The sequence below is a fragment of the Streptomyces sp. NPDC091972 genome, assembly GCF_044756385.1.
Lineage (GTDB): Bacteria > Actinomycetota > Actinomycetes > Streptomycetales > Streptomycetaceae > Streptomyces.
This window is the reverse complement of record NZ_JBIVSV010000014.1, coordinates 122,437-147,474: the sequence shown is the minus strand read 5'-3', so window position 1 is coordinate 147,474 and position 25,038 is coordinate 122,437. Positions and strand designations below refer to the sequence as shown.

Here is a 25,038-nt window from a genome sequence, read left to right as displayed (position 1 = left end):
CCCAGGGGGTGACTTGGTGAACCAGCGGATCATCGATGACCACAACACGGCTCTGTCGACCGAGGACTTGGCCGCACTGCGCGAGAACCTGCACGAGCAACGCCTGTTCCGCCAGGAGCAACTCCACCAGCTCTCAGCCGCCGCCACATCTCGTGCCGGCGCTCCGGGCCTCCGTCCGGCGGCGTCCCAACTCGAGGTGCGCAACAAGCTCGCCGCCTCCGCCCGCCTGGTCCTGGCCGACGTGGAAGCCGCCCTCACCCGCATGGACCAGGGCCGCTTCGGCATCTGCCACCTGTGCCGCGGACCCATCGCACGTGAACTGCTGATGATCGTGCCCCAAGCCCGCTACTGCGCGCGATGCCGTCAGGTCAGGGAGGCCGGCGGATGACCACCCCACCCGGGAGCCGTCCCGCGACCGCCCGGCACCGCGCGTGGCCCTGGTGCCGGCAGTGTTCCGGCATCGCCCTCGACCTGGGCAGCGCCCGCACCCGTGTCTGGACGTCCGGGCGGCGAACCGTCCTCGACGTGCCCACGGTCACCGTCGGGGGCGACGGCAACGGCTACCCCATCCGGCGCGGCACCATCGTCGACACCCCCGGAACGGCCCGGATGCTCGACCGGCTACTCGGCCACCGCCTGCCGCGTGCCGGCCGTCCTCTGGTCATCCTGACCACACCCGTGCTGGGCGGCCTCGCCTACCGGGCCGAAGCCCGCACGGCGGTCGAGGTCCTGCGGCCGCGCACCGTTCTGACCGTCCCCACGGCGCGTGCCGTGGCCGTGGCGGCCGACGCCGACCTGGCCTGCCCCCTGCTGGTCGTGGACATCGGCGCCCACCTCACCGAGGTGACGCTCCTCGTCGAGGGCACGGTGACCGACGCCCGCTGCACCGCCCTGGGCACCAGCGACCTGGACGGCCGCACCCCACCCGCACGGATCGCCGACGCGGTCGTCGCCATGGTGACCGGCATGCGGGACCAGGACCCCACCCACCAGATGCCCGACGCTCTCCGGCGGGGCCCGCTGCTCGCCGGCGGCGGTGCCCTGCGCCCGGACATCACCTGCCGTCTCACGGATGGGTTGCAGGTCCCCCTGCGCCCCATCCACGCCCCGCACACCGCAGCGGTCCGCGGCGCCGCGCAACTCCTGCGGACCGCCCACGCCCACCCCTCGGCCACCGCGAACACCGACGCCACGCACCACCGCTAGCCATCGCCCGCGTCCCGGCAAGCGCCCGGCGTAGTCGCCGCGTTCCCGCGTAAGGAGAGACACCGTGGCCCGCGCAGTACCTCCGTCACGCCCTCCCGAACACCTCCCCCGCGTCCTGTTGTGGCGATGGCGGCGCAACCCCCTGCGCCGTCGCGCGGACCTCGCGCAGGCATGGATCGCCGTCGGCCTCTTCCTGGCCGTCCTGGCCGCCACTCCACCCGTCGCGTTCGTCGTGGGCGACACCGCCCACCGCCACTACGCGGAGACCGCCCGGCACCAGCACGCCACCCGGCACCACACCCCCGCCGTACTGCTGCACGACGCTCCCCGTCACCCGGAACCGGGATCCGCCGAGGCGCGGAAGACGCGATATCCGGTCACGGTCCGCTTCACCGACCCCCGAGGACACACCCGCACCGCGGAGACGGACGTCACCCCTGCTCTGGCCGCGGGCAACACCGTGCACCTATGGGTCGACGGGGAAGGAAAGATCACTGAGGCTCCGCTCAGCACCCGGCAGGTCCGTGACGGCGCCATCGGCTGCGCCGTCCTCGCCGCCATGGCCGTCCCCGTCCTCGGCCTGGCCGGGTACTCCTACGCCCGACGAAGGCTTGAGCGCCACAACCTCACCCAGTGGGACGCGGAGTGGGCCCGCATCGCCCCCCGGTGGACCGCATCACGCTGACAGGCTGGACCCCCAACAGCGTTGTCGGAACCGGCCGGCCGCGAGGCCACCCACCTGCCCGGACTCACGAGGCTGCGGATCACCGGCCTCCCACCTGGGCGAGGTGAGGACCCCCGCCCTCGACCGCTGCGGCACCAGGTCACCGAGCCGTCCCGGGCGACGCTGCTTCCCTGCCCCGTTGACGCTCCCGTCGGACCTACCGTGACGTCGAGTCACCCGCCCCGAGACCGACCGCCAGTGTCAGCTCAAGGACCCGGTCGGGCGAGGAGAGGTCCGGGAACAGCTCCCGCACCTGCGCCATCCGGTACCGGACGGTCTGGGGGTGGACGTACAACGCCGCCGCCACCTCGTCCCGCCTGCCCTGGTGCAGCAGCCAGGCCCGCAGTGTCTCCTCCAGCCGCCGGGCGGTCGCGGGGGGCAAGAAACGCAGCGGTGCGAGGGCCCGGGCGCGCAGGTCTGCGAAGGCGTCCATGTCGGCGCTCAGCACCAGCTCGGGCAGGTGGTCCTCGGTGTCGCGGATCTCGGAGGAGAGGGAGCGCGCGCGTACGGCCCGTGCGTACGAGGCGGACACGCGGGTCCACGGCCGGGCCGGGCCGACCACGGCGGTGCGGTCGGTCAGATGCCGCAGGAGGTGGGCTCGGTCGGCGTCGGGGACGAGCAGCACGCCGAAGGCGTCCGGCAGATCGTCCAGAACGAGGGTGCTCGGGTCGAGCACCCGGTAGGCAGGCCGGGCCTGGGCGGCGGGCAGCAGGACCGCGGTCAGCGACACCGGAGGCTGCCAGCCGGCCCGTTGAGCGGAGACCAGCAGTACGTCCGGACTCGCGCCGGCGAGGAGGTCGCGGGCCAGCTGTTCCAGGTGCCGTTCCTGGGCACGGCCCTGGGCGGCCAGCTCGTCGGCGTGGCCCGCGGCGCTCGCGGCGGAGAGCTCGTCGATGTAGGCGAAGGTCAGCTCGGCGAACTTGGCGACCTCGGCGGCGGGCAGGCCCGCGGGTACGGCACCCGCCGCCAGGCAGCGCCAGGCCACGCGGGCGCCGACGCGGTAGGCGCTGAGCAGGGCGTCCATCGAACGGCCGTCACGGACCTCGCCGCGGCCCAGCTCGTAGGCCGCGTCACCGGCGTCACCTCCCGTGGCCTTCCCGCTGGCGAGGTCCAGGTAGTGTCCCAGGGCCGTGCGGACGGCTCGGCGGATGGTGCCGCCCATGCTGCCCGAGAGGGCGTTGGCGTAGGGAGGAACCTCGTCGATGATGGCCTGGACGACCTCGTCGGCGGTGGTTCTCAGCGCGGCCCGCAGTGCCGTGACCGTCCTCTCGTCGAGGGCCAGTTCGCTGGCCCTCTGGATTGCATGGCTCATATTTGTTCCCTGCGAACAATTCGGTCGACCAAATTCACATCCTGCGGTCAGGACTTTACGCGCCAGGCGCAGCAAGCTGGAGTCATGACGAGTGCAGCCCTCCGCAGCAGGGCTTGGAAACTGTTGGAGATGGTCACGACGCCGCTTCTGCCGTCGGACTACCTCGACCTGGTCAGCCCGCTGCGCGCCGGTGCCGACCTGCGCGGGCGCATCGAGGCCGTGCACGCCGAGACGGGCGACGCGGCGACCATCGTGATCAGACCGGGCCGGGGCTGGCGCGGCCACACGGCCGGTCAGTACGTACGGATCGGGGTGGACGTCGACGGAGTGCGACTCTGGCGTGCCTACTCCCTCACCTCACCGACGAACCGCCAGGACGGCCGGGTCACGATCACCGTGAAGGCCCTCCCGGACGGCAAGGTCAGCAACCACCTGGTCCGTAAGGCGAAGCCGGGCACGCTGATCCAGCTCGACCAGGCGACCGGTGACTTCGTACTGCCGCGGAACAAGCCCGCCAAGGTGCTCTACCTGACGGCCGGCAGCGGCATCACGCCCGTGATGGGCATGCTGCGCGACACCGAGTTCGACGACGTCGTCATGGTCCACTGCGCCCCCCGGCCGCAGGACGTGATCTTCCGCGACGAACTGCACGACCTGGTCGCGGACAGGAAACTGCGGCTCACCGAGGTCCACACCGACACCGACGGCACGCTCGACATCGCCCGCCTCGACGAACTCGTGCCCGACTGGGCCGAGCGCGAGACCTGGGCCTGCGGGCCCACGGGCCTGCTCGACGCCGCAGAGAAGCACTGGAGCGACCACGGCGTCCCCGAGCGCCTGCACACCGAACGCTTCCGCCCCAGCATCGTCGTCGCCGGCGACGGAGGCGAGGTCACGTTCAGCGCCACCGGCAAGACCGTCGACGCCAACGGCGCCACGCCGTTGCTGGACGTCGGCGAGGAGGCCGGCGTGCTCATGCCCTCCGGGTGCCGCATGGGCATCTGCTTCGGCTGTGTCTCGCCGCTCAAGGCGGGCGCCGTCCGCGACCTGCGCACCGGCGAGATCACCGAGGCCGAGCCGGGTGTCCTCATCCAGACCTGCGTGTCCGCCGCGGCGGGCCCCTGCGACATCGAACGGTAGGAACAGTTTGACCGCCATCGACCCCACCGCCCATCTGACCGCAGAGCAGATCGAGGAGCTCGGCCGCGAGCTGGACGCGATCCGCGACGAGGTGATCGCCAGCCGTGGCGAGAAGGACGCCGCCTACATCCGTAAGGTCATCGCCGCCCAGCGCAAGCTCGAGCTGGTCAGCAGGGGCGTGCTGCTGTTCTCGATGTTCCCGCCCGCGTGGGTGATCGGCACCGCCGGGCTGTCCGTGGCGAAGATCATGGACAACATGGAGATCGGCCACAACATCCTGCACGGCCAGTGGGACTGGATGCGGGACCCGAAGATCCACTCCACCACCTGGGAGTGGGACCACGTCTCGCCGGCCGACCAGTGGAAGCACTCGCACAACGAGCTGCACCACACGTACACCAACGTGATCGGCAAGGACAACGACCTCGGCTACGGCATCATGCGCGTCGACGAGGACCAGAAGTGGCACCCGTTCCATCTCGGCCAGCCGCTGTGGAACTTCATCAACGCCTGCTTCTTCGAGTACGGCATCGCGGCGTACGACCTGGAACTCGGCAAGAACCTCAACAAGCGCCGCCGCAAGAACCCGGTGTTCCGCGCGCAGGCCAGGGCCGTGGGCCGCAAGATCCGCAAGCAGGTGCTCAAGGACTACGTGATCCACCCGCTGCTGTCGGGCCCGTCGTTCCTCCCCACGCTCGCCGCCACGTTCACCGCGAACCTGGTCCGCAACCTCTGGTCCCACTCGGTGATCATGTGCGGGCACTTCCCCGAGGGCGTCCAGGTCTTCGAGCGCCGGTCGATCAAGGGCGAGACCCGAGGCCAGTGGTACCTGCGCCAGATGATGGGATCGGCGAACATCAGCGGCAGCAAGGCCATGCACTTCATGACCGGCAACCTGTCGCACCAGATCGAGCACCACCTGTTCCCGGACCTGCCGAGCAACCGGTACGCCGAGGTCGCGGTGAAGGTCCGTGCGCTGTTCGAGAAGTACGAGCTGGAGTACGTCACCGGGCCGCTGCCCAAGCAGGTGTTCTCGGCATGGCGCAAGGTCTTCCGGCTCTCGCTGCCGAACAGGAAGAAGCCCGAGGTCCGGACTCCGGCACGTGAGCAGGAGCTCGTCGCGGCCTGATCACCGGTCCTCACACTCCGAGGCGCACGTCTGTGGCCCTGACCGGGTTTCCGGTCAGGGCCACAGACGTGCTCCGGTGTCAGGAGGTGTGCGGGCAGTTGCCCCGGGACTCGGCGATCGTGAGGCTCACGGCCGGGAGCGGGCAGAGGAACTGCTCATAGCGGGTGTCGTTGTCGATGAACCGCTTCAGCCAGGAAATGCTGTACTTCGCGATCGTCGTGTTGGACGTGTTCGGCGTGAAGTGGGTCGCGCCCCGCAGTTCGATGTAGGCGCGGTCGGTGGAGGAGGGCAGGGTCGAGTAGAACGGCTCGGAGTGCGTGGCCACCGGCGCGATGGTGTCGCCGTCGGCGCCGACGACCAGGGTGGGAGTCCTGACCTCAGGCCAGGTCTTGTCCAGGTTCCAGCCGGTCAGCGGGATGGCGGCCTGGAGCGAGGGACGGGACTTGGCCGCTTCGAGGGTGCCGCCGCCGCCCATGGAGTGGCCCATCACTCCGAGACGTGTGGCGTCGATGCGGCCGCGGACCGTGCTGCGCTGCGTCAGGTAGTCCAGTGCGGCCAGCAACTGCCTGCCGCGGCTGTCCGGTTGGTCGGAGGTGGTGAGCGTGTCGATCGTGAAGACGACGAAGCCCTGGGAGGCGAGCCGCGGGCCGAGCCAGGCGATCGAGGACTGATAGGCGGTGAATCCCGGTGACACCGCGATCGCCCCGAAGGTCCCGTCGGCGGTGCTCGTCGGGTAGTAGATGGTGCCGCCGCCGAACCCGCTCACCGCGAGTCGCGACACGCTGGTCTCCGACACCGCGTACGGGCCCCGGCTGGCCTCGATGCTCGCCGTGGTGGGCGCCGGGCCCCGCTCGTACGGGTTGTCGGCCGCCTGGGCTCCGCCGGACAGCGAGGTCAGCAGGCCGACGAGTGCGGCGGCCGTGGCGACGCCGGAGCCGAGGCGCCCGAAACGGCGGCGCCGGTGGCGGTGGGGGGTGTGCGTGGGGCTGGAGATCTCTGGGGCGTGGCTCATCGCGGCTCCTTCGAGGTGAGGGTTCCGGCGCCTTCGGACCTGACGGGGCCGCCGGGGAAGGGCGGCGTCGGGTCCGTCGACGTGACACGAGTCATCCGGCGTGGAACAACGTAGGAGCTGACCAAAAGTCAGTCATCAGTGGAATCACCAGTCATCCCCCAGGGCGCCCACACGCACCAGCTCGAACAGGGGAAATCGCCGGTCACACCGGTGGTGCCCTTCAATGGCCGCGCAGCCGTCGGACGTTCGGCCGGGCGCGGCCCGCTCCGGTCCTCAGCCCCGGTCCGGCAGCTCCCAGCCCCGGCCGTGGTCCTCGTCGACGTTCGCCAGCAGATGCGCGAGACCGGTGCGCGACCGGACGCCCATCTGCGCGAAGACGTTGCGCAGGTGGTACTCGACGGTCCGGATGCTGATGGACAGCTCCGCGGCGATCTCCTTGTTCGTCGCGCCGCGCGCCACGCCCCGCGCAATGCGCACCTGCTGCGGTGTGAGCGACGACAACGGCCCCGCCTCCCCGGTCCCGGCCACCTCGCCGGCCGCCCGCAGTTCCGCCCCGGCTCGCTCGGCCCACAGCACCGCGCCGCAGTGTTCGAAGCCCACCAGCGCGGCACGCAACTGGTCCCGTGCCTCGGTGGGCCGCCGTCGGCGCCGTAGCCACATGCCGAAGGCCAGATGGGTGCGCGCGTGCTCGTACGGTCCGGACGCCCGCTCGTGGTGGGCGAGCGCGGCGCGGTAGAGCTCCTCGCTGCGGTCCGCGGGTGCGAGGAGGGCGCGGCACCGCGCCAACTGCGCCGGGGCCTGCGGGTCGGCGCCGAGATCCGCCCAGACGGCGAACAGGTCGACCATCTCCGGCGCGTCGAGGGCCCGGTCGGACAGGACGCAGGCCTCGACGAAGCACGGCACGGCCAGGAACCACAGCCCGAAGTGGCCCTGCCGGGCGCCGGGTTGGACCAGCGGAGCCAGCCGGGCGGCCGCCCGTTCGACCTTGCCCGCTCCCAGTTCCGCACGCGCCTGGGCCCACTCGGCGAGGAACGCGGCCTGGGCCAGCCCGTGCGGCTGAGCGACGGCCAGCACCTCCGCGACCTGGGCGCGGACCGTGGGCAGGTCACCGGCGATGGACACCACCAGCGCGCGTACGGCCGACAGGTCGGCGGCGACGTTGCGCTGCCCGAGTCGCCGCGCGAGCACCAGCCCTTCCTCGGCGTGGGCGCGGGCCTGGGCGTGGCGGCCTTCCCGCAGCTCGGCGCAGGCCAGGTACGCGATGATGCCCGGCACCGCGGTCTCCGCGCCCGCCGCGCGCGCGGAGGCCAGGGCGAGGCTCAGGAGCCGGCGCGCGAGGGGGAGGCGCCCCAGCAGGAGGGCCACGCTGCCTGCGTCGCAGAGCTCGTCCGTCTCTGCCCGGGGCGTGACCTGGTGCAACCGGGGCTCCAGGACCGCGATGGCCCGTCGGAAGTCGCCCTGCGCCATCGCGCTCATCCCGATCCGGTGGTCCCTCCACGCGGCTTCGGGGCACCCTCTGGCGCACGGCGTCGACGCGCAGCCCGCCCCGCACAGGTGACAGGGGCCCACCGCGAAGACACGCCGGTAGCTGTCGTGGTCACCGGCCGACCAGGCCGCCGACGCCGCTGCCAGCAGGGCGCGGCGGGCCGCGGCGGGGTCTGTCTCACGGAGTCCGGCGGCGGCACGGAGCAGCGCCGAGCAGGCGTCCGCCACGGGCCCGTCGCGCAACTGCTCCTGCCCGTGGGCCAGGGCGCGGCGGGAGACGGTGTCGGACGCGGACGACACCCTGACCCCGGTGGCCGCCGGCGGCAGGCCGCGGGCCTCCGGTGCGTCGAACCCGGCAAGGCCGACGCCGCGGGTCGCGAAGGCGCCGCGAGCCTCGTCGTTCACACCGATCACCACCCCGGATGCAGCTGTCCCTGGCGTTGCCGGGACGTCGTTGTTGAAAGAATGTCCAACAACGGCTCGCCCGTCGACCGTCAGCGCAACATTTCGTGGCGGGGTGAGTGCCGTACAGCGCTCGACGAACCCGGTGAAGGCGTCCCGGACGGAGAGGCCAGGGGCGGCCCTGCCTCGGCCGGGGCTCAGGCGTCGGCGGCCGCCGCGGCCAGCAGCCGGGCGAGCTCGCCCGGCTTGGTGATCATCGGCCAGTGGCCGGAGTCGATGTCGACGAATTCCACGTGCTCGGTGCGGGCGGCCTCCGGCACGTCACCGGCGTCGATCCAGGCCCGGGCCTGGGCGGGCGTGTACTCGGGGCACACGAGCAGCATCGGAACGTCGAATCTCCGCTCGTCCGTCAGCCGCACCGTTCCCTTGGCCACCTGCTCGGGCACGGGGATCGCCGCCGAGGCGATGCGGGTGCGCGTCTCCTCGTCGAGGTCGGCGGAGTCCGGACCTTCGAAGGGACCCCAACCGGGAAAGGGCATCACGCCGTCCTTCGTCTCGAAGAAGTTTGCGTACGGCTGCCCGTCGGCGGACGGGAAACCTCCGACGAGCGCCACCTTGGCGACCCGCTCCGGCCGCGCGTCGGCGGCGAGCCAGGCCAGGGTGCAGGCGGCGGAATGCCCGACCACCATGGGCCTGTCGGGCGCGGCGTCCACGGCGGCGAGCACCGCCGCCACCTGGTCCTCCAGCGTGGCGGACCCGGCTCCGTCACCCTGCCCGGGCAGGGTGACCGCCACGGGGCGGTGGCCGAGTTCCTCGAGGGGGGGCACGACGTCGTCCCAGGCGGATCCGTCGAGCCACAGGCCGGCGATGAGCAGGATGTCCATGGATCAGTTCTCTTTTCGGTGAGGCCCGGTCGGTGGGTGCCCTCACGCTACGACCGGTTCCGGACAATCCACTTCCGGTATGTCTCGCGGCCCTCTAATCTGCTCGGGTGCCGACCGAGCTCAGCCCCACCGCGCGAGCCCTGCGCACCCTCGAGATCCTCCAGTCACGTGCCGCGGGAGTGACGGCCGACGAGCTGGCCGCCGCCCTGGGCGTCACCGAACGGGCCGCGCGCCGCTACATCGGGATCCTCCGTGAGGCGGGCGTACCCGTGCACTCGACCCGGGGCCCCTACGGCGGGTACCGCCTGGGGCGCGGGGCGCGGCTGCCGCCGGTCGTCTTCACGGAGCCCGAGGCGCTGGGCCTGGTCATGGCGGTCCTCGACGGGCAGCCGGCGGCCGCCGACCCCTCAGCCGACGACCTCGTCGGCACCGCCCTGGGCAAGGTCATCCGGGCCCTGCCCGAGAGCGTCGGCCGGCAGGCGGCCGCCCTGCGCGAGCACGCGTCGGCGGCGCCCGACCCTGGCGCGTCCCGCCCGGATCCCGCCCTCACGAGCGCTCTGGTCGCGGCCGGCGCGGTGCGACGCCGTGTGCTGATCGCCTACCGCAGTGAGTCCGGCAACGAGTGGGAGGCCGAGGTCGATCCCTGGGCGGTCGTCGTCCGCTACGGCCGCTGGTACCTCCTGTGCCACTCCCACCACGCGGACGCGATCCGCACCTACCGGATCGACCGGGTCCGCGCGGTCCGGGAGACCGCCCACGGTTTCGAGATGCCCGACGATCTGGACCCGGTGGCGGTGCTGGAGGAGAACCTGGGCCGGGGGTGGGCGTTTCCCACACGGGTCCTGTTCGACGCCCCGACGGCGGAGGTGCTGCCGTCGATCCGCCCTCCCATGGGACGGCTCGAACCGGCGGGAGACGGGTGCGTGCTCATCGGCAGTACGAGGAATCCGACGATGTACGCGCAGGAGTGGCTGGCCCAGCTACCGCTCCCCTTCCGTGTCGAGGGCGGCCCGGAACTGCGCTCGGCTGTGGCATTGCTCGCGGCGCGTTTCACCGCCGCCGTGGCGGACGAGCCCTGAGGGTCAACCGCAGGCTCCGCACACCGCAGTGGCCCGGCACCGCGCGTGCGGTGCCGGGCCACTCGGCTGCTGGGCAGGGTGTCAGCCCTGGCGGGCCTTGAAGCGGGGGTCCTTCTTGTTGATCACAAAGGTCACGCCACGCCTGCGCACCACCTGGGCGCCGGGCTTGGCCTTCAGCGAGCGCAGGGACTTGCGTACCTTCATAGCGGTCTCCTTGCCGGGTCTTGCGGGGATCGGACGGTTCCGGCCGTCAGGGACGGACGGGAGCGGTACGGCCGTAGCGTCGCTCGAAGCGCTCCACCCGGCCCGCGGTGTCCACGACCCGCGAAGTGCCGGTGTAGAACGGGTGACTCGCGGACGAGATGTCCACGTCGACGACCGGGTACGTGGTGCCGTCCTCCCACTCCACGGTGCGCTGGGTGTCGACGGTGGAGCGGGTGAGCAGTTGGAAGCCCGCCGCACGGTCGCGGAAGACGACGGGGCGGGAGACGGGGTGAATGCCGGACCTCATGAGCTGTGCCTCCTTGCGAAGCCTCGGTCGACGACCGAGGCGGGTGTCAGCGTTCCTCGCGGAACAGAACGTGCTTGTCGGCCACCGGGTCGTACTTGCGCACGACCAGCCGGTCGGGGTTGGCCAGACGGTTCTTGCGCGTCACGTAGGTGAAGCCGGTACCGGCCGTCGACCTGAGCTTGACGACGGGCCGCGCGGTGCTGCGTGCCATGAGGACTCCTTCCACCACCACCGAGTGCTTTGACTCGGTCATGTCATGCAGTGGTGTCAACACGGCCACCCAGTCCTTCATTCCCGAAGCAGGACAACGTCCCCGCGCTCCCTTCAGGTGCGCCGGTCGCAGGAGCGGCGGCCTGGAGGGCTTGCGCGTAATGGAGCAGGCGGATGCCCATAGGCGCAGGTGGCGGCAAGGTCGACGGTGATCCCGGACCATTCCGGCTAGGTGGTGCCGCCGGTCAGACGACGTACGTGCTGCGCGCTCTCACGGACCTTCCGTTCGGCCCGGGCGAGGGCGTCGGCGGCGGAGCGGCTGCGTTGCTCGGCTTCCTGCTGCGCGTTCTCGGCTTGCCCGCACTCCTCGCGTGCCTGCTGCATCTCCTTCTCCAGGGCGGCCATCCGCTGGTGGGCCTGCTCGGCGCGTTCGCGCGCCTGCTGGAGCTCGGCGTCTACGTCGGCCTGCCGTGCACGTTCCTCCCGGAGGTGCTGCTTGGCCGCCTCGGCGGCTTCCCGTGCCCGCTGCAACCGCTCCTGGCGGGCACGGCGCCGCTCGGCCAGCTCGTCCTTCTTGGACGCGCGGGCCGCAGGCTGGGGCGCGGGCGGGTGACTGCGCTTGCCCGCCTTCTCGGCCGCCGGTGCGGTGCCGGGCTGGAAGTCCGACGGCGGGGTCAGGGCGGTGGCCAGACGGCCGCCCGACCACTGGTCGGCTGCGTCCGGATCGGCGAGCACGGCACGCAGGGTCGCTTCGACGTCCTGCTGGACCGGTTCCGAGAGCCGCTGCCCGGCGTCGCGGGCGAGCTGGGCGGCCTGCTGGGACAGGGCGGCAACGACACGGCGGCGCTGGGCGGAGAGGTCCTTGAGGCCCGCGGCGTCCAGATCACGGTAGGCCTCGCGCAGTGCGCGCCCGAGCTCCAGGAACTGCCGGCTCTCCTCCGGCTGGGAGCGCAGCAGGAGGTTGGCCGCCCACGCCGCGAGGGTGGGGCGGCGCGCGGCATGGATACGGCGTGCGTCCTCCGCACGGCCCGCCGTCCTCGCCGCGGCGGCCAGTGTCTCCCGCCGGGGGACGAAGGCGGACGGCGGCGTGGTGTAGAGCTCGTCGAGGTCGGCCTCCACGTCTCGGTCGCCGCCGGCACGTCTGCCCTTGCGCACGCTCAACGCCACCACTCCCCCGGCCCGCCCTCGTACCGCGCGACGACCACACACTCCGACATGACCTCAGGGTCACGCGGCCCTCGGCGGCCCGCATCCCGGCCGAGGCGATGGGCCGGGGGCGAGAACCGGCGCGGGCAGACCAGGCCTACCGCTCCCGGCCTGCGCCATGCGGATGTTCCTGAAGGCGGGTGATCCCTCCCCGCTTGCCGAGCGATCTCAGTACCAGCCAGATCAGGAGGACCTGGACGACGCCCGCGATCGCGTGCACTGACGGTGCATACGTGTCCGGGCCGGGGCTGTGGTCGTCGAAGCCGAAGACCACCGCGGCGAGGAGGAACACGACCGTCGTCACGACGCCCGAGGGAAAGGTGATGACGGAAAGGACGATGGCCGCAGCGTCCCTGCCCTGTTCGACGCTCAGCCAGTCGAGGCCGAACACCACTGCCAAGTACGCCAGGGCGAGCGGCACACCGGCCCTACGGGACGGAAGGTGCACGGTTCTCTTTCCCGGGCCCGTCGTGCCTCGCCCGCGGTGTTGTCGTAGGAGGTCAGGGCCTTGAGGTTACCGGTGCGCGTGCGGCGGGTGCTCTTCCCGGCCATCGATCTGTACGAGGACGTGACCCTGGCGAGGGTGGTGCAGACCTGCGGTGGCTGCCCGTCGCAGTCGGAAGCCTGGACGACCAGGGGCCGGTACCTCTACTTCCGGTACCGCCACGGCGAGGGGACCGTCGAGCAGCATCCGAGCGATGACCCGGACACCTGGGACGGCGCGGAATCGAGACTCTGGACCAGATGGGACGACGGATCCGACGGAGGCTCGATCACACTCACTGACTTCCTCGAGAGGGCCGGACTCCGACTGGCACCGGACGCCACGGTCTGCACCACGTAGCAGCCGAATGCTCCCGCCGGGGAACTGGAGCGTCAGGCCGGCTCTGAAGTCGGCGCCGCCGTCCTCGTAGCCGAGCTCCCGGAGCGAACGAATGGGCTCTCCGACGAACCGCCGATGCTCGTACGACCTCGACACGAGCACCATCCACGACGTCATACATGTCGGCTGTCCCGGCTCAGCGGCGGCGTTTGGCATACATGACGCCGACGAAGATCGCGGCCGCGATGAACATGCCGATAGCCAGGTAAGGAGACCACGAGGGTCCGTCGGGCCGGTCATTGGCGAGGCTGATTAACGCGAGCACGTTGTCCTCCGTGGGGAGTCAGACGGTGATGTGACTGTGCCGGAGCACTTGTCAAAGCTTCCGCGGGCCTGCCCCGTACCCGTTGAGCTCGGGCTGGGCGCCGCGGCCGACCTGCGGGTCTTGGCAGGGGGCGCCCATCCTGTACGAGTCCGTCGAGTCGAAGGGTTCGAGGCCGTAGATGGATTCCCCCCAGTTGCCATGGAGGGCAACGTTCCCGCCGATAGACGAATGAATCCCGTGGCAACGCCCAGCACTGTCTGGTGGCACCGGTCGAACCCAGCTCAGTGCGTTGGGAGTTGACGGCTACCGCGCGTGCCGTGTCGTAGGCGGTACCGCCCTGCACGATGGCCAGAACCGGGCCCCGGGCGGAGTCCCCCGACAGCTGCGCTGGGGCAGTTGATTCGAGGGACGCTCGATGCGGTCGTTCCCGGGGAGTTGCAGAAGCGCAACAGGTCGGCGTCAGGCGGTGGGCGGGACGACGACGACCTTGCCGTGCACCGCGCCCTCCGCGGCCCGGGCGTGCAGCGCCGGCAGCTCGGCCAGCGGTACCCGTTCGGCGACGTCGACACGCAACTGTCCGCTGTCGATCAGTGCCACCAGCCGCGACAACTGATCGGCGTCGCTGCGGACGTACAGGTCGATGCCGCGCACGCCGCGTTCCTCGTCGGCGGGGGCGGGCATCCACACCGTCGTGTTCACCACGACCCCGCCGGGACGGACCAGCGTGACGAGTGCGGCCAGCTCGGCCGGGTCCACCGGTGCGAGGTTGAGCACGACGTCGACAGGCTCGGTCACCGCCGCGGTCAGGCCGGTGGTGGTGTGGTCGATGACCTCGTCGGCGCCGGCCGATATGACCGCTTCCCGGCTGCGCGGGCTCGCCGTGGCGATCACATGGGCTTCGGCGCCCTTGGCGAGCTGCACGGCGTAGCCGCCGACCGCTCCCCCGGCGCCGTTGATCAGCACGCGTTGTCCGGCCGTCAGCCCGGCGTGGTCGAACAGCGCCTGCCACGCGGTGAGGCCTACGACCGGCAGCGCGGCGGCGTCGGCCAGCGGGACGCTCTTGGGCGCCGGGGTCAGTACCTCCGCCGGCGCGAGGACGTACTGCGCGGCGGCGCCGTCGCCGTCCATCGGCAGGAAGCCGATCACGTCGTCACCGACCGCCACGCCGTCCACGCCCTCGCCCAGGGCGTCGACCGTACCGGCGACGTCGATGCCGGGGGTGTGCGGCAGCTCCACCGGTATGGGGCCGCGCATGAAGCCGCCGCGGATGTTGCCGTCAACGGAGTTGAAAGAGGTCGCCGCGACGCGGATGCGGACCTCACCGGCTCCGGGGACCGGCTGCTCCACGTCCTCGTAACGCAGGACGTCGGGGTCACCGTACTCGTGGAAACGCACAACCTTCATGGGGGTTCTCACCTTCACTGCGATCCAGATTGCTTCGAATTCGAAGCAACTGAAGAGGACAGTACTCCTGCTTCGAATTCGAAGCAAGTGGTGTCGCCGGCTGCTGTCGGTCCGGTCCGGTCGGCTCCGCACGCGCAGGGGACGGCGGCACGCCACACTCTTCGAATTCGAAGCAGTAGACTCCGGTCATGTCTGATTCGCCGCCGTCACTCGACCCCGTGCAGCTCGGCGCCTACTTCGACCTCGTCGAGGTGTCCAACCTGCTGCGGCATGCGGTCGAACAGCAACTGCGCGAGGCGGGTGATCTCAGCTACGTGCAGTTCCAACTGCTGGCCCGGCTCGGCGACTCACCCACGGGCAGCCATCGCATGACCGATCTGGCCGACGGAGTGGTCTACAGCCGCAGCGGCCTGACGTACCAGGTGGGCCTGCTCGCGAAGGAGGGCCTGGTCGTCCGCGCTCCCTCGCCGGACGACGAGCGGAGCATCACCGTCACCCTCACCGACGCCGGACGGGAGTTGCTCGCGAAGGTGCTGCCCGGTCACGTCGAGGTGGTCAACTCCCTGTTGTTCGCACCGCTTTCGCCCGACGACGTCAAGGCTCTCGGCGCACTGCTGGCGCCGGTGCGCGAGCACATGCGCTCCACGCCGCCCCGGTCTGCGGCACCTCGCCGCCGCAAGGGCGGAGCGTAAGGGCCCGGCTGGCGTGGGGCACCGGTCCCTGGGCTCCGTTCAGGAGGCTGACGAGGCGAGGCCCAGACCGGCGAGTTGCGGCCACCCGTAGATCGTCAGGCCATGGCACGTGGTCAAAGAACACTCACGTGATGCCTCTGTCCTCTGTATCCGGGGCGCTACGCGAGGAGTGCGGGAGGTCTGCTGCCGGACCCGTCGCCGAACCGGCCGGGCCGCTGGGGCGCCTCCTCAACAGGACGAGCGCCAGCGCGGCGGCGACCGCCTGGCATGCGGCGGTCCCCAGCATCAGCGGGGCGGCTCCCAGCCCGCCGAGCGCACCCGCCGCACCCGCTCCGGCAGCCGCGAACGTGCTCTTCAGCCCGGCGCCGAGAGTGAAGATCTGTGTGCGGACGGCCGCGGGCGCATATCGCTCGCGGCTGGCCAGGAGGGCACTGAACAGCGGCCCGGTGCAGAAGCCGGCCGCAGCGAACAGGGCCGCCGCCGCACCGGCGTGACCGGTCAACGGCACCATCGACAGCGGAATGCCGGTGGCCACGAGTCCCCACAGCACGACCAGCTCCGGGCGGCGCCGGCCGACGGGGCGCCAGGCATAGCTCAGGGAGCCCGCCAAGGCGCCGACGGCGAACACGGTCATCAGCCCGCCCGTCACCCACGGGGCGTGGTACTCGGCAGCCAGCAGGACGCTCACCACGGGCAGTGCCCCCACGCCCAGTTGTCCCACGCCGCTCCCCCAGGTGACCGACCGGAGCGGGGCGTTGCGCATCAGCTCGGCCACTCCCCGCGTGAGGTCGGCAGGTCGAGCCTTCCCCGGTGCGGCCTGGCGCCCGGTCCGCGGGGACAGCCGCAACGAGAACAGCAGCGCGCCCCCCGTCATCGCGCCGCACCCCAGAACCGCGAGAGCCGTTGCCGCGCTCATCGCGGTACCCAGGGCCGCGGCGACGGCGGGCCCGCAGATACCCGCCAGGTTGTACGACACGGCGTCCGCGCTGAACGCCCTGGTCAGACGTTCCTTGCTCAGCAGGTCTCCGAGGAGGCTGGTGAGCCCTCCTGTCAGCAGGGGAGCCACGCACCCGGCAGCCGCGGCCAGAGCCAGCGCCACGGCGTCGTGGGTCACGCCGACCAGGAGGGCGAGCGTGAGGAGCGCGGCGCCGTAGAGGACCACGGCGCCGCCGTGGAAGAGGCGACGACGCCGTACCGAGTCGGCCAGTACGCCGACCACCGGTGCCGCTGCCACGTGGGGGATCATGAGCGCGGCCACCAGGGCTCCGCCGAGCGCCGTGCTGTCGGCACGCTGGGCGGCCAGCATCACGAGCGCGACACGAGCCCCCTCGTCGGCCGTCCGGGCGAGAACGGCCGAGGTCAGGTATGCCGGGAGCGGCGACGGGCCTCTTGTGCGGTCCGCGTGACGGGGCGCATTCGTCATGGACGGCGGATGTGGCGCTGGTGCCGAAGCGGCACGGGCGGCTCGCTGTCACCGGTGCGGAACCGCGCGAGGACGGCCCGCCCCGACGGCGGCGAAGTAGCGCCGGAGCCGGCCACCACCTCACCGGATCCTGCGCTGCGGGCCCTGCCCACCGCCTCCTCCGCCGGGAGCAGCACCCTCGCCTGGGCACGGACGGTCACGCGGGCGCCTTCCCCCGCGTCGCCAGGTCCACTGCCGTGCGGACGCCGGCAGCGTACTGCGACGGGCACTCCCAGGCCGCGAAGTGGCCGCCGGCCGGCTCCTCCGTCCAGGAGCGGACGTCGAAGAAGCGTGCCGCGAACTCGCGGGGCGCGTTGACGAGGTCCTTCGGGTAGATCGTGAACGCCGTGGGGACGTCGATGCGTCCGGTCGGCTTCGCCCCGCTCTCGACGTAGGGAGTGAACGAGGTGCCGATGGCGCCGCTGACCCAGTACGCGGTGATCCAGGTGAGCAGCTCGTCCCGGGTGAACACCTTTTCCACATCGCCGTCGCAGTCGGTCCACGTCCGCAGCTTCTCCAGGATCCAGGCCGCCAAGCCCGCCGGTGAGTCACCGAGCCCCACCGCCAAGGTGTGCGGCTTGGTGGCCTGTTCGAGCATGTAACCGCCCTCGGTGGCCTGCCAGTGGTGCCCGTACCGGACGTACGCCTGCTCCACGTCGGACAGGTCCTTCGGCGGGTCCACCCGGAAGCGGTACTGCGACACGTCCGTCAGATGCAGCGCGGCGACGCGGTCGGGGTGGGCGGCGGCCAGTGCCTCGGCGACGTCGCATCCCACATCGCCGGCGGACACGACATAGCGTTCGTAGCCGAGGTCGGCCATCGCGTCGGCGACCGCGTCGGCCATGTCCGCGGATGACATGCCGCGGCGGGCGACTGGCGCGGCGAACGGATAGCCGGGCAGGGCCGGGACGACCACGTGGAGGTCGGACAGCAAGGGCCAGAGCCTCTCGAACCGGAGGACGGAGTCGGGCCATCCGTGCAGGAGCACCACCGGCACCGCGTCGTTGCCCGCCGCTCGCAGATGGACCGCCCGCACCGGGGCGTCGGCCCGGCCTGCGAGGGTCCAGGGCAGGGCGCGGAGCCGGGCTTCGTGCTCGCGCCAGTCGTAGGAGCGGGCCCAATAGGAGATGAGGTCCGCGAGGTAGTCGCCGTCGACGCCGCGCGCCCATCCGAACCCGGTGGGCAGGTCGACTCGACGGTAGCCGCGCAGGCGCAGGTGCAGGTCGTCGAGCACCGACTGCTCGACGGCCGAGGGAGCCGCCTGTTCCGTGCTGATCATGCTCGGTCGTCCTCTCGTCAGTTCATGACGTGTTCCATGTCCGTGTCCAGCCATGCCCCGTGAAGCCCTCCGAGAGACGTCTGCCCCGGAGGTTGCACCAGGCGACACTTCCGCCCCGGCCGGGACGGCTCCGCGCTCACCCACTGCCTGCGACACCACCGTCGGTCCAGGCGTCCGCGCACGTCCGCCCGTAGACCGAGGCCGCAGGTGCGCGTGGTCAGGCCCTGGGGCTGCCGAACCAGCGGGCAGCAGCGCGTGCGAACTGGTCGCGGTCCGGATCGAGTCCGTCAGCCCAGGCGACCACGCCGTCCGGACGGACGAGCAGAGCCCCGCAGCCCACTTCGTTCCTGGCCGATCCGGCGACGTACCGGATCAGGCCCTCGTGGCCGGCGAGGGCATCGGCGAGCCTGCGATCGGTGGTGAAGTCGACGGCGACGCCCTGACCCTCCTGCATGTGGTCGCCGAGGTGTGTTCCGTCCGCGAAGCGGAAGTCGGGAGCGTTGCGGCCGACCAGAGGGTGAGTGCTGCCCAGGTCGTAGCGCTGGGCGGAGCCCGACGTGCGCTTGTACACATACGTGGTGCCGTCTCGGGTGTTCAGCAGGTCGGCGATCAGGGCCTGGAGGGCCCGGGAGTGCGGGCCCGGCTTCATGACCGCGCTCTGGGCACGGGTCCAGTCCAGGATCTGTGCCCCGACCGGATGACGTTCTCGCGTGTACGTGCCGAGGAGGTCGTCGGGGGCGTGGCCGTGCACGGTCGCGGCGAGCTTCCAGCCCAGGTTCACGGCGTCGCCGATGCCGGTGTTGAGTCCCTGTGCGCCCAGGGGTGAGTGGATGTGGGCGGCGTCGCCGGCGAGCAGGACGCGGCCCCGCTGGTAGGTGGTGGTCTGCTTCGCCCGGTCGGTGAAGGTCGACGCGAGCGTGACGTCGGTGAGGGTGACGTCGGTGCCGGAGACGTGGCGCAGCACGCTTTGCAGGTGCTGGACGGTCGGCGGCTGGGCGCGGTCGTAGGCTCCGCCGTCATAGTCGATCATGCCGATGTGCCCGGGGGCGGGCATGCGCAGGTACATGCCGTCGGGGGTGAGGCTGAAGCCGGGCTGGAGTTTCTCGGGGTCGGCGACGGTGGCGAGCATGGTGTAGCCGGTGAACTGCGGTTCGGTGCCGGTGAACTCGAAGCCGGCCAGGCCCCGGACCGTGCTGCGTCCGCCGTCGCAGCCGACGAGCCAGCGTCCCTCGTGTTCGTGGTCGCCGACCCGCACGGTGACGCTTTCGGTGTCCTGGCGCAGGTCCGACACCTCGGCGCCGCGGCGGATGTGCACGCCGAGCTTCGCAGCCTGCTCCGCCAGCACGGTTTCGACTGCTTCGAGGCTCGTCATCACGCCTTCGAGCACGGGCCCGGGGAGCCGGTAGGGCAGGGCACCGGTGTCGATGTCGTCCGCGTCGAGCATCATGCCCGCGAAGTGGGACACGCTGCGCGGTGCCGGGGCGGTGTCCTGGTCTTCGTCCGCGGTGCCGTACTTCTCGACGCCGGAGGCGATGAGGAGTTGTCGCAGCATCCCGCGACGGTGGAAGACCTCGACCGAGCTCGCGGACAGACCGCGCATGCCCAGCGGCATCGTCTTCCAGGGGCTGGTCCGCTCTTCCTGCTCCAGGACCAGGACATCGCAGCCGGCGAGTCCGAGTTCGCAGGCCAGCAGAAGGCCGACGGGGCCCGCGCCCGCTATCAGTACGTCATGCATGGGTCAGTCGTTCCGCTCGTGGTCGTGATCAGGGGTGGACGGGCGGGGCTCACTGGAACAGCGTCAGGTCGACGGAGTCGCCCAGCGCCCGGCAGCCGGCGTCGTTTCCGTGCAGGTGGTCGCCGGCGTGGAACTCCTCCCTGATCCGGCCCGGGTGGGCGGGGTCGTTCCAGACGGCGTCGAAGTCCAGGACCGCGTCGAAGGCGCCGCTCGTGCGAATCCACTCGTTTACCTCCTGACGCACCTGCTCGCCTTCCGGGGTGTAGATGTCGTCGCCCTCGTACGGCGTGAGGGTGGACGCGTACACGCGGACCGCGCGGGCACGGGCCCGGGCGATGACCTGGCGGTAGCCGGCGATCAGGTCGTCGGCGGTCACCGGGGCGCCGGGGAACATGGCGAGGAACTCCGGCGAGGGGCCGCTGCCGTCGCGCGGCGCGTACGAGACGCCGATGTCGCCCAGGCCGATGGCCACGATGACGTGGGCGAGGCCGGGAGTGGCCAGTACGTCGCGGTCGAAGCGGGCCAGAGCCGCCTCGCCCAGCCCTTCGTTCAGCAGCCGATTGCCGCTGATGCCCTGGTTGGAAACGCAGACGGCAGTCCCACCGCGTTCGGCGAGACGCTCGGCCAGGCGGTCGGTCCACCGCCGGTTGGTGTCGGGAGTGGTACCCGAGCAGTCGGTGTTGGAGTCGCCGATGACCACGAGCGTGGTCGAGGGAGCGGCTGCGCGGACGTCGATCCCGGAGATGAGGGCTTGCAGGGGCAGCGACCGGGCCGTGGCGGGCAGAGCGAGCGCGTCGACGCTGTTGCCCGGGATCGTCCACGCGGTCTGCACCCCCATGGCGTGGCAGGTGGGGCTCTTGACCGCCTCCGGCAGGTACAGGCTGACGGCCAGCTCCGAGAGGGCCGGCGCGGGCAGCTCGACCGGGTCGCTGAGCATCGGCGCTCCGGTCGGGACGGTCACCGCCGGCTTGCCGCCGAAGGTGAGGACCCGTTCGCTTCCCGGCCTGATGCCGCCGTCCGGTGCCGCCAGGGCGATGCGGGCAGCTTCGATGACCAGGGGCGCGGTGCCGTACTCGTTGGTGACGCGCAGCCGTACCTGCTGCCCTCCCCCGCTGATGCGGACCACCTGGCGCAGGGTCGTGTCGGCGAACGAGGGCAGGGGGCCGAACGCGTCGATCGGTGCGTGGGGCGAGGCGCCCCACGTGCGAGCCCAGCCGTCGTCCGCCGGGCCGGCAGCGCTGTTGGGCGTGGTGCTCGTCCTGGGGTTGGCCGTGGTGGTGGCCGTGGTGTCGGTCCCGGTCATCGGGAACCTCCTGAATTCGGGTCGTGCGTCGTGTCGTCGTACGTCGTGTCGTCATGCGTCATGTCGTCGTACGGCGTGTGGTGATCCGCGGTGGTCGTCGTGTCCGCCGCGGTACGAACAGACTGGCGCCGTGCGCTCACAGGAGGCGCATACCGCACTGACACGAGCTCTCACCAGGAAAGAGGCCCTGTGAGCTGCCCGCGTGTGGCCGGCGGCGGAGGGCGCTCTGACGGCCGTGCCGCCTCGCCCGCGCCGGGCGCTGTCGAGAGGCGTGCGGATTTGGTCATGCCTGTGCGCTCACGCGAGGATGAGCGGATGGAGGGCGAGGCGCGGCTGCGCATCACGATGCTCGGCGCGTTCCAGGCGTCGCGGGGCGAGACCGTCGTACCCGTGCCCGGGGCCCGGCTCCAACATCTTCTGGTGCGGCTTGCGTTGGCCGGAGGCGGCCCGGTCGGACAGCAGGCCCTGATCGACGCGATCTGGCCCGAGGACGCTCCCGCCGATCCGGCGCACGCCTTGCAGGCGCTGGTGTCGCGACTGCGCAGGACGCTGGGCTCCGCGTCCGCGGTCGTACAGGCCGCGGGCGGCTACCGGCTGACTGTGGACGCCCACGACGTGGACACGCTGCGCTTCGAACACCTCGCCGCGGCCGGACGGGAGCGTCTGCGTGCCCGGGATCCGCAGGGTGCGGCAGCCCGGCTCCGAGAGGCGACGGCCTTGTGGGGCGTGCCGTTGGGCGCACCACCCGTCGTGGTGGCTGCGGTGGCGCCCGCAGCGGCGACCCGTCTCTCCCACGCCTCCCTGGAGGCCGTTGCCGACCTCGCCGAGGCCGAACTCGCCCTCGGTGACGCCGTTCCGGCCGCCGCCCGCCTGAACAGCCTGCTTTCCGAACAGCCGCTGCACGAGCGGGGCGTCGCGCTGCTCATGGATGCCCTGACCGCCCAGGGACGTCAGGGAGAGGCACTGAGCCGGTACGAACATTTTCGCCGGCACCTGGCCGAGTCCTTCGGCACCGACCCCGGCGCAGCCTTGCGTGCACGGCACCTGCGTCTGCTGCGCACCCGACAGGGGCCGGAACCAGCCGTGTTCGGTGCGCGCACCAAGGGCCCTGAGCAGCACGCGAGCAATCTGCCCGCGGCTCTGACCAGTTTCATCGGTCGGGAGGACGATCTCGCCCGTATCGACGCCCTGTTCGCGTCCGGCCGTCTGGTCACCGTGCTCGGTCCCGGTGGAGCCGGCAAGACACGGCTGGCCGTCGAGAGCGCCCGTCGGCAACGCCTCTACCGTGACGGGGCCTGGCTGGTCGATCTCGCATCGGTCACCGAACCCGGCAAGGTCGGCGCCGCGGTCCTGGCCGCGATCGGCCTGCGCGGCCCCGCGTTCTTCGAGGCCGGAGCACCACGCGATCGGTTCTCCGACGCCGGAGGGCCACATGATGCGGGAGGGCCACGTGACGCCGTACAGCCACCCGCCGAAGCACGGCCACGCGCTGCCAGAGGGCCACTCGGTGCCGCAGAGCCACACGATGCCGCACGGCCACGCGATCAGTTCTCGGTCGAAGTCGACGCCCTGGCCGATCAGCTCGACGGCCTGGAGATCCTGCTCGTGCTGGACAACTGCGAGCACGTGATCGACGCCGCGGCGCACCTGACCTCGGCGCTGCTGCGGCGGTGCGTCGGTCTGCGGGTGCTGGCCACCAGCCGCGAACCGCTCGCCGTCGACGGGGAAGCGCTGGTCCCACTCGGCCCACTGCCTGTGCCAGGCCCCGACACGGACATGGAAGAGATCCGCCACGCGCCCTCGGTACGCCTCTTCACGGAGCGCGCGGCGGCGGTGCGTCCCGGCTTCGAGGTCGACGAGGGCAATCACGCCGACGTGCTGCGCGTCGTGCGCGACCTGGACGGCCTGCCGCTCGCACTGGAACTGGCGGCGGCCCGCCTGCGCACACTCTCCCTGACCGACCTGGCGAAAGGTCTCAGCGACCGGTTCGCCCTGCTCAGCACCGGCAACCGCACCGCCTCGGCCCGCCACCGCACCCTGCGCGCCGTCATCGCCTGGAGCTGGGACCTCCTCGACGAGGACGCACGCACCGTCGCGGAGCGCATCGCCGTACTGCCCGGTGGGGTCACGCCCGCGTCTGCCGCCGCCGTCTGCACCGGAACCGCGGTCCCGGTCCGCGCCATCCCCGACCTTCTCGCCGCCCTCGTCGACCGCTCCCTGCTCCGACTCGCGCCCGACAGCGGCCGCTACCGCATGCTGGAGACGATCCGGCAGTACGGACTGGAACGTCTGGCCGCGCACCAACCTCCGGCAGGGGTGCGGGACTTGGCCGCCCGGTACCTGGCGGACCTGGTCGCCCACTACGACCCGCTGACCCGTGGCCCCCGACAGATCGACGCCCTCCGTACCCTGCGCGCCGAGCACGACAACGTCATCGCCGCCCTGCGTCACCTCTGCGACAGCGGGGCAGCCGACGCGGCGATCGCGCTGGCACTCGACCTGACCTGGTACTGGCGGATGCAGAGCCGCCACGAAGACGCCGTCTACTGGCTTGCACAGGCCGTCGCGCTGCCCGCGGATCGCTCCGGCGACCGGTACGACATCGCGCGAGCGATGCTCCGGCTCAGCGCGCACACGGGCCAGGGCTCCTCGGTCAGGGACCTCATGGCCGAAGATGACGCGGACCTGAGCGCCCTCACCGACCGCGTGCTCGGCCACCGCCGACACTACGTCTTCACCGGCGCCCTGACCGCCGTCGGACTCGCCCTCCTGAAGAAGACCCCGGAATCCGAGGCGCTTCTTCGAAGGTTCATCGACGGGCCGGACGCCTGGCTCGCCGGCTACACCCACATCTCACGCGCCCATACCTACGAGAACCAGGGCGCCCTCGACCAGGCACGTGAGGACGTCGCGGCAGCCCTGCACCGCTTCACCCAGGCCGGCGACCAGTGGGCCGTGGCCATGGCCCTGCCGATGCGCTCCCTTCTGCGCCAGTACGACGGCGAACTCGACGCGGCCCTGGCCGACTTGAAGGAGGCACAACGGCTGGCCGAGCAGTTCGGGGCCCTCAGCCTCAGCGACGAGATCTTCCTCGCCCTGCGCCAGTCCGACCTCCTCATCCGTCTTGAACGGACGGCTGAGGCCACCGACCTCATCACCGCGACCCGCCGACGCGCGCTGCGCTCGACCTCACCCGAGATGGCCGTCCTGCTCGACGCCCGCGAGTCCCGCCTGCACATGCAGACCGGTGACCTGGACCACGCGGGCCGGCTCATCGACGCGGCTGAGGCCCGACTGCGCGAGCCTGATCCGCACGGTGGCGAACACGGCCAGGCCCTGATCGCGACCGTACGAGCTGAGTTCTGCCTTCGGAAGGCCGACGGACAGGCGGCCGCATACGCCCTGCGCAAGGCGTATGCCGCCGCGACACGCAGCCGCGACCTACCGCTCGTGGCAACCGTGACCGTGACCGTGGCCGGCTTGGCGGAGCTGTACGCGCGCCCTCACGACGTGGCCACCCTGCTCGGCGCCGCCGCCCGCCTGCGTGGCGCCCACGACTCCACTGACCCCGACATCCGAGCCCTGCGCACACGCGCAGAGGCCGTTCTCGGCGAGCCGGACTTCACCACGGCGTACAGCGGCGGCCGGCAACTCGACGTAGCTGCCGCATTGGCCCGGGTCGATCCGGCGTTGCTGCTCCGGTGAGCCGGTTGCT

25 protein-coding genes are annotated in these 25,038 nt (G+C 71.6%); 9 read left to right on the top strand and 16 right to left on the bottom strand.

Annotated features, from left to right (window positions below):
• Window positions 1-13: 13 nt before the first annotated feature.
• The 3 genes from ACIQJT_RS33650 (at window position 14) to ACIQJT_RS33640 (ending at window position 1,891) form a co-directional block, all read left to right on the top strand.
• On the top strand, window positions 14-388 hold the full coding sequence (locus ACIQJT_RS33650; RefSeq protein WP_402649585.1) for a TraR/DksA family transcriptional regulator: 375 nt from the start codon (window positions 14-16) through the stop codon (window positions 386-388).
• On the top strand, window positions 385-1,206 hold the full coding sequence (locus ACIQJT_RS33645; RefSeq protein ID WP_402649584.1) for a hypothetical protein: 822 nt from the start codon (window positions 385-387) through the stop codon (window positions 1,204-1,206). The genes ACIQJT_RS33650 and ACIQJT_RS33645 overlap by 4 nt, the downstream gene beginning before the upstream one ends.
• Before the next feature lie 64 nt (window positions 1,207-1,270).
• The gene (locus ACIQJT_RS33640; RefSeq protein ID WP_402649583.1) at window positions 1,271-1,891 is read left to right on the top strand and encodes a hypothetical protein; all 621 of its coding nucleotides are present in this window, start codon (window positions 1,271-1,273) and stop codon (window positions 1,889-1,891) included.
• Between the two features lie 196 nt (window positions 1,892-2,087).
• Here the strand turns inward: ACIQJT_RS33640 and ACIQJT_RS33635 are convergent, their stop codons facing one another.
• Window positions 2,088-3,242: a PucR family transcriptional regulator gene (locus tag ACIQJT_RS33635; protein WP_402649582.1), complete on the bottom strand. Its 1,155-nt coding sequence runs from the start codon at window positions 3,240-3,242 to the stop codon at window positions 2,088-2,090.
• Between the two features lie 84 nt (window positions 3,243-3,326).
• Here ACIQJT_RS33635 and ACIQJT_RS33630 point away from each other — a divergent pair, with 84 nt between their 5' ends.
• Both ACIQJT_RS33630 and ACIQJT_RS33625 read left to right on the top strand, forming a co-directional pair.
• Complete coding sequence (locus tag ACIQJT_RS33630) at window positions 3,327-4,382, top strand: ferredoxin reductase (RefSeq protein ID WP_365459849.1); 1,056 nt, start codon at window positions 3,327-3,329, stop codon at window positions 4,380-4,382.
• A gap of 7 nt (window positions 4,383-4,389) precedes the next feature.
• Window positions 4,390-5,511: an acyl-CoA desaturase gene (locus tag ACIQJT_RS33625; RefSeq protein WP_365459852.1), complete on the top strand. Its 1,122-nt coding sequence runs from the start codon at window positions 4,390-4,392 to the stop codon at window positions 5,509-5,511.
• 79 nt (window positions 5,512-5,590) lie between these two features.
• On the opposite strand, the gene ACIQJT_RS33620 is transcribed toward ACIQJT_RS33625, so the two are convergent.
• The 3 genes from ACIQJT_RS33620 to ACIQJT_RS33610 form a co-directional block, all read right to left on the bottom strand.
• The gene (locus ACIQJT_RS33620) at window positions 5,591-6,523 is read right to left on the bottom strand and encodes an alpha/beta hydrolase (protein ID WP_365459855.1); all 933 of its coding nucleotides are present in this window, start codon (window positions 6,521-6,523) and stop codon (window positions 5,591-5,593) included.
• A 273-nt stretch (window positions 6,524-6,796) separates the two neighbouring features.
• Window positions 6,797-8,413 carry a LuxR C-terminal-related transcriptional regulator gene (locus ACIQJT_RS33615; RefSeq protein ID WP_402649581.1) on the bottom strand — a complete coding sequence of 539 codons (1,617 nt, stop codon included), beginning with the start codon at window positions 8,411-8,413 and terminating at the stop codon, window positions 6,797-6,799.
• A 194-nt stretch (window positions 8,414-8,607) separates the two neighbouring features.
• Window positions 8,608-9,294, bottom strand: coding sequence for an alpha/beta fold hydrolase (locus ACIQJT_RS33610; RefSeq protein WP_402649580.1), 687 nt, complete (start codon window positions 9,292-9,294; stop codon window positions 8,608-8,610).
• A 107-nt stretch (window positions 9,295-9,401) separates the two neighbouring features.
• On the opposite strand from ACIQJT_RS33610, the gene ACIQJT_RS33605 reads away from it, so the two are divergent.
• Entirely contained in the window at window positions 9,402-10,373 is a 972-nt protein-coding gene (locus ACIQJT_RS33605) for a helix-turn-helix transcriptional regulator (protein WP_402649579.1), read from the top strand.
• 81 nt (window positions 10,374-10,454) lie between these two features.
• Here the strand turns inward: ACIQJT_RS33605 and ykgO are convergent, their stop codons facing one another.
• The 5 genes from ykgO to ACIQJT_RS33580 all read right to left on the bottom strand — a co-directional run bounded on the left by ykgO (window position 10,455) and on the right by ACIQJT_RS33580 (window position 12,721).
• Window positions 10,455-10,577 carry a type B 50S ribosomal protein L36 gene (gene ykgO, locus ACIQJT_RS33600; RefSeq protein WP_006130958.1) on the bottom strand — a complete coding sequence of 41 codons (123 nt, stop codon included), beginning with the start codon at window positions 10,575-10,577 and terminating at the stop codon, window positions 10,455-10,457.
• Between the two features lie 46 nt (window positions 10,578-10,623).
• The gene (locus ACIQJT_RS33595) at window positions 10,624-10,884 is read right to left on the bottom strand and encodes a type B 50S ribosomal protein L31 (RefSeq protein WP_365459868.1); all 261 of its coding nucleotides are present in this window, start codon (window positions 10,882-10,884) and stop codon (window positions 10,624-10,626) included.
• 46 nt (window positions 10,885-10,930) lie between these two features.
• On the bottom strand, window positions 10,931-11,095 hold the full coding sequence (gene rpmG, locus ACIQJT_RS33590; RefSeq protein WP_053846548.1) for a 50S ribosomal protein L33: 165 nt from the start codon (window positions 11,093-11,095) through the stop codon (window positions 10,931-10,933).
• A 227-nt stretch (window positions 11,096-11,322) separates the two neighbouring features.
• Window positions 11,323-12,264: a hypothetical protein gene (locus tag ACIQJT_RS33585; protein WP_402649578.1), complete on the bottom strand. Its 942-nt coding sequence runs from the start codon at window positions 12,262-12,264 to the stop codon at window positions 11,323-11,325.
• 133 nt (window positions 12,265-12,397) lie between these two features.
• Window positions 12,398-12,721 (bottom strand): hypothetical protein, encoded by a 324-nt coding sequence (locus ACIQJT_RS33580; RefSeq protein WP_402649577.1) that lies wholly within the window; start codon window positions 12,719-12,721, stop codon window positions 12,398-12,400.
• Between the two features lie 87 nt (window positions 12,722-12,808).
• On the opposite strand from ACIQJT_RS33580, the gene ACIQJT_RS33575 reads away from it, so the two are divergent.
• Window positions 12,809-13,144, top strand: coding sequence for a hypothetical protein (locus ACIQJT_RS33575; protein WP_365459877.1), 336 nt, complete (start codon window positions 12,809-12,811; stop codon window positions 13,142-13,144).
• Window positions 13,145-13,319: 175 nt separating this feature from the next.
• Here the strand turns inward: ACIQJT_RS33575 and ACIQJT_RS33570 are convergent, their stop codons facing one another.
• Complete coding sequence (locus ACIQJT_RS33570) at window positions 13,320-13,448, bottom strand: hypothetical protein (protein ID WP_402649576.1); 129 nt, start codon at window positions 13,446-13,448, stop codon at window positions 13,320-13,322.
• Between the two features lie 459 nt (window positions 13,449-13,907).
• On the bottom strand, window positions 13,908-14,852 hold the full coding sequence (locus ACIQJT_RS33565; RefSeq protein ID WP_402649575.1) for an NADP-dependent oxidoreductase: 945 nt from the start codon (window positions 14,850-14,852) through the stop codon (window positions 13,908-13,910).
• A 188-nt stretch (window positions 14,853-15,040) separates the two neighbouring features.
• Here ACIQJT_RS33565 and ACIQJT_RS33560 point away from each other — a divergent pair, with 188 nt between their 5' ends.
• Window positions 15,041-15,544 (top strand): MarR family winged helix-turn-helix transcriptional regulator, encoded by a 504-nt coding sequence (locus tag ACIQJT_RS33560; RefSeq protein WP_402649574.1) that lies wholly within the window; start codon window positions 15,041-15,043, stop codon window positions 15,542-15,544.
• A 124-nt stretch (window positions 15,545-15,668) separates the two neighbouring features.
• Here ACIQJT_RS33560 and ACIQJT_RS33555 read toward each other — a convergent pair whose 3' ends face one another.
• The 5 genes from ACIQJT_RS33555 to ACIQJT_RS33535 form a co-directional block, all read right to left on the bottom strand.
• Window positions 15,669-16,967: an MFS transporter gene (locus ACIQJT_RS33555; protein WP_402649573.1), complete on the bottom strand. Its 1,299-nt coding sequence runs from the start codon at window positions 16,965-16,967 to the stop codon at window positions 15,669-15,671.
• The gene (locus ACIQJT_RS33550; protein WP_402649572.1) at window positions 16,964-17,167 is read right to left on the bottom strand and encodes a hypothetical protein; all 204 of its coding nucleotides are present in this window, start codon (window positions 17,165-17,167) and stop codon (window positions 16,964-16,966) included. The genes ACIQJT_RS33555 and ACIQJT_RS33550 overlap by 4 nt, the downstream gene beginning before the upstream one ends.
• Entirely contained in the window at window positions 17,164-18,285 is a 1,122-nt protein-coding gene (locus ACIQJT_RS33545) for an epoxide hydrolase family protein (RefSeq protein ID WP_402649571.1), read from the bottom strand. Before ACIQJT_RS33545 ends, ACIQJT_RS33550 begins: the two co-directional genes overlap by 4 nt.
• Window positions 18,286-18,502: 217 nt before the next feature.
• Window positions 18,503-20,020, bottom strand: a complete 1,518-nt coding sequence (locus ACIQJT_RS33540; RefSeq protein WP_402649570.1) for an FAD-dependent monooxygenase — start codon at window positions 20,018-20,020, stop codon at window positions 18,503-18,505.
• 49 nt (window positions 20,021-20,069) lie between these two features.
• Window positions 20,070-21,323, bottom strand: a complete 1,254-nt coding sequence (locus ACIQJT_RS33535) for an SGNH/GDSL hydrolase family protein (protein WP_402649569.1) — start codon at window positions 21,321-21,323, stop codon at window positions 20,070-20,072.
• 285 nt (window positions 21,324-21,608) lie between these two features.
• Here ACIQJT_RS33535 and ACIQJT_RS33530 point away from each other — a divergent pair, with 285 nt between their 5' ends.
• Window positions 21,609-25,028 (top strand): BTAD domain-containing putative transcriptional regulator, encoded by a 3,420-nt coding sequence (locus ACIQJT_RS33530; protein ID WP_402649568.1) that lies wholly within the window; start codon window positions 21,609-21,611, stop codon window positions 25,026-25,028.
• The last annotated feature ends 10 nt before the right edge of the window (window positions 25,029-25,038 follow it).

Excerpts from the sequence above, each read along its gene's own strand:
- ACIQJT_RS33645 (WP_402649584.1), top strand. The coding sequence starts at position 385 with ATGACCACCCCACCCGGGAGCCGTCCCGCGACCGCCCGGCACCGCGCG.
- ACIQJT_RS33635 (WP_402649582.1), bottom strand. The coding sequence starts at position 3,242 with ATGAGCCATGCAATCCAGAGGGCCAGCGAACTGGCCCTCGACGAGAGG.
- ACIQJT_RS33630 (WP_365459849.1), top strand. The coding sequence starts at position 3,327 with ATGACGAGTGCAGCCCTCCGCAGCAGGGCTTGGAAACTGTTGGAGATG.
- ACIQJT_RS33620 (WP_365459855.1), bottom strand. The coding sequence starts at position 6,523 with ATGAGCCACGCCCCAGAGATCTCCAGCCCCACGCACACCCCCCACCGC.
- ACIQJT_RS33610 (WP_402649580.1), bottom strand. The coding sequence starts at position 9,294 with ATGGACATCCTGCTCATCGCCGGCCTGTGGCTCGACGGATCCGCCTGG.
- ykgO (WP_006130958.1), bottom strand. The coding sequence starts at position 10,577 with ATGAAGGTACGCAAGTCCCTGCGCTCGCTGAAGGCCAAGCCCGGCGCC.
- ACIQJT_RS33595 (WP_365459868.1), bottom strand. The coding sequence starts at position 10,884 with ATGAGGTCCGGCATTCACCCCGTCTCCCGCCCCGTCGTCTTCCGCGAC.
- rpmG (WP_053846548.1), bottom strand. The coding sequence starts at position 11,095 with ATGGCACGCAGCACCGCGCGGCCCGTCGTCAAGCTCAGGTCGACGGCC.
- ACIQJT_RS33565 (WP_402649575.1), bottom strand. The coding sequence starts at position 14,852 with ATGAAGGTTGTGCGTTTCCACGAGTACGGTGACCCCGACGTCCTGCGT.
- ACIQJT_RS33560 (WP_402649574.1), top strand. The coding sequence starts at position 15,041 with ATGTCTGATTCGCCGCCGTCACTCGACCCCGTGCAGCTCGGCGCCTAC.
- ACIQJT_RS33555 (WP_402649573.1), bottom strand. The coding sequence starts at position 16,967 with ATGACGAATGCGCCCCGTCACGCGGACCGCACAAGAGGCCCGTCGCCG.
- ACIQJT_RS33545 (WP_402649571.1), bottom strand. The coding sequence starts at position 18,285 with ATGATCAGCACGGAACAGGCGGCTCCCTCGGCCGTCGAGCAGTCGGTG.
- ACIQJT_RS33540 (WP_402649570.1), bottom strand. The coding sequence starts at position 20,020 with ATGCATGACGTACTGATAGCGGGCGCGGGCCCCGTCGGCCTTCTGCTG.
- ACIQJT_RS33535 (WP_402649569.1), bottom strand. The coding sequence starts at position 21,323 with ATGACCGGGACCGACACCACGGCCACCACCACGGCCAACCCCAGGACG.
- ACIQJT_RS33530 (WP_402649568.1), top strand. The coding sequence starts at position 21,609 with ATGCCTGTGCGCTCACGCGAGGATGAGCGGATGGAGGGCGAGGCGCGG.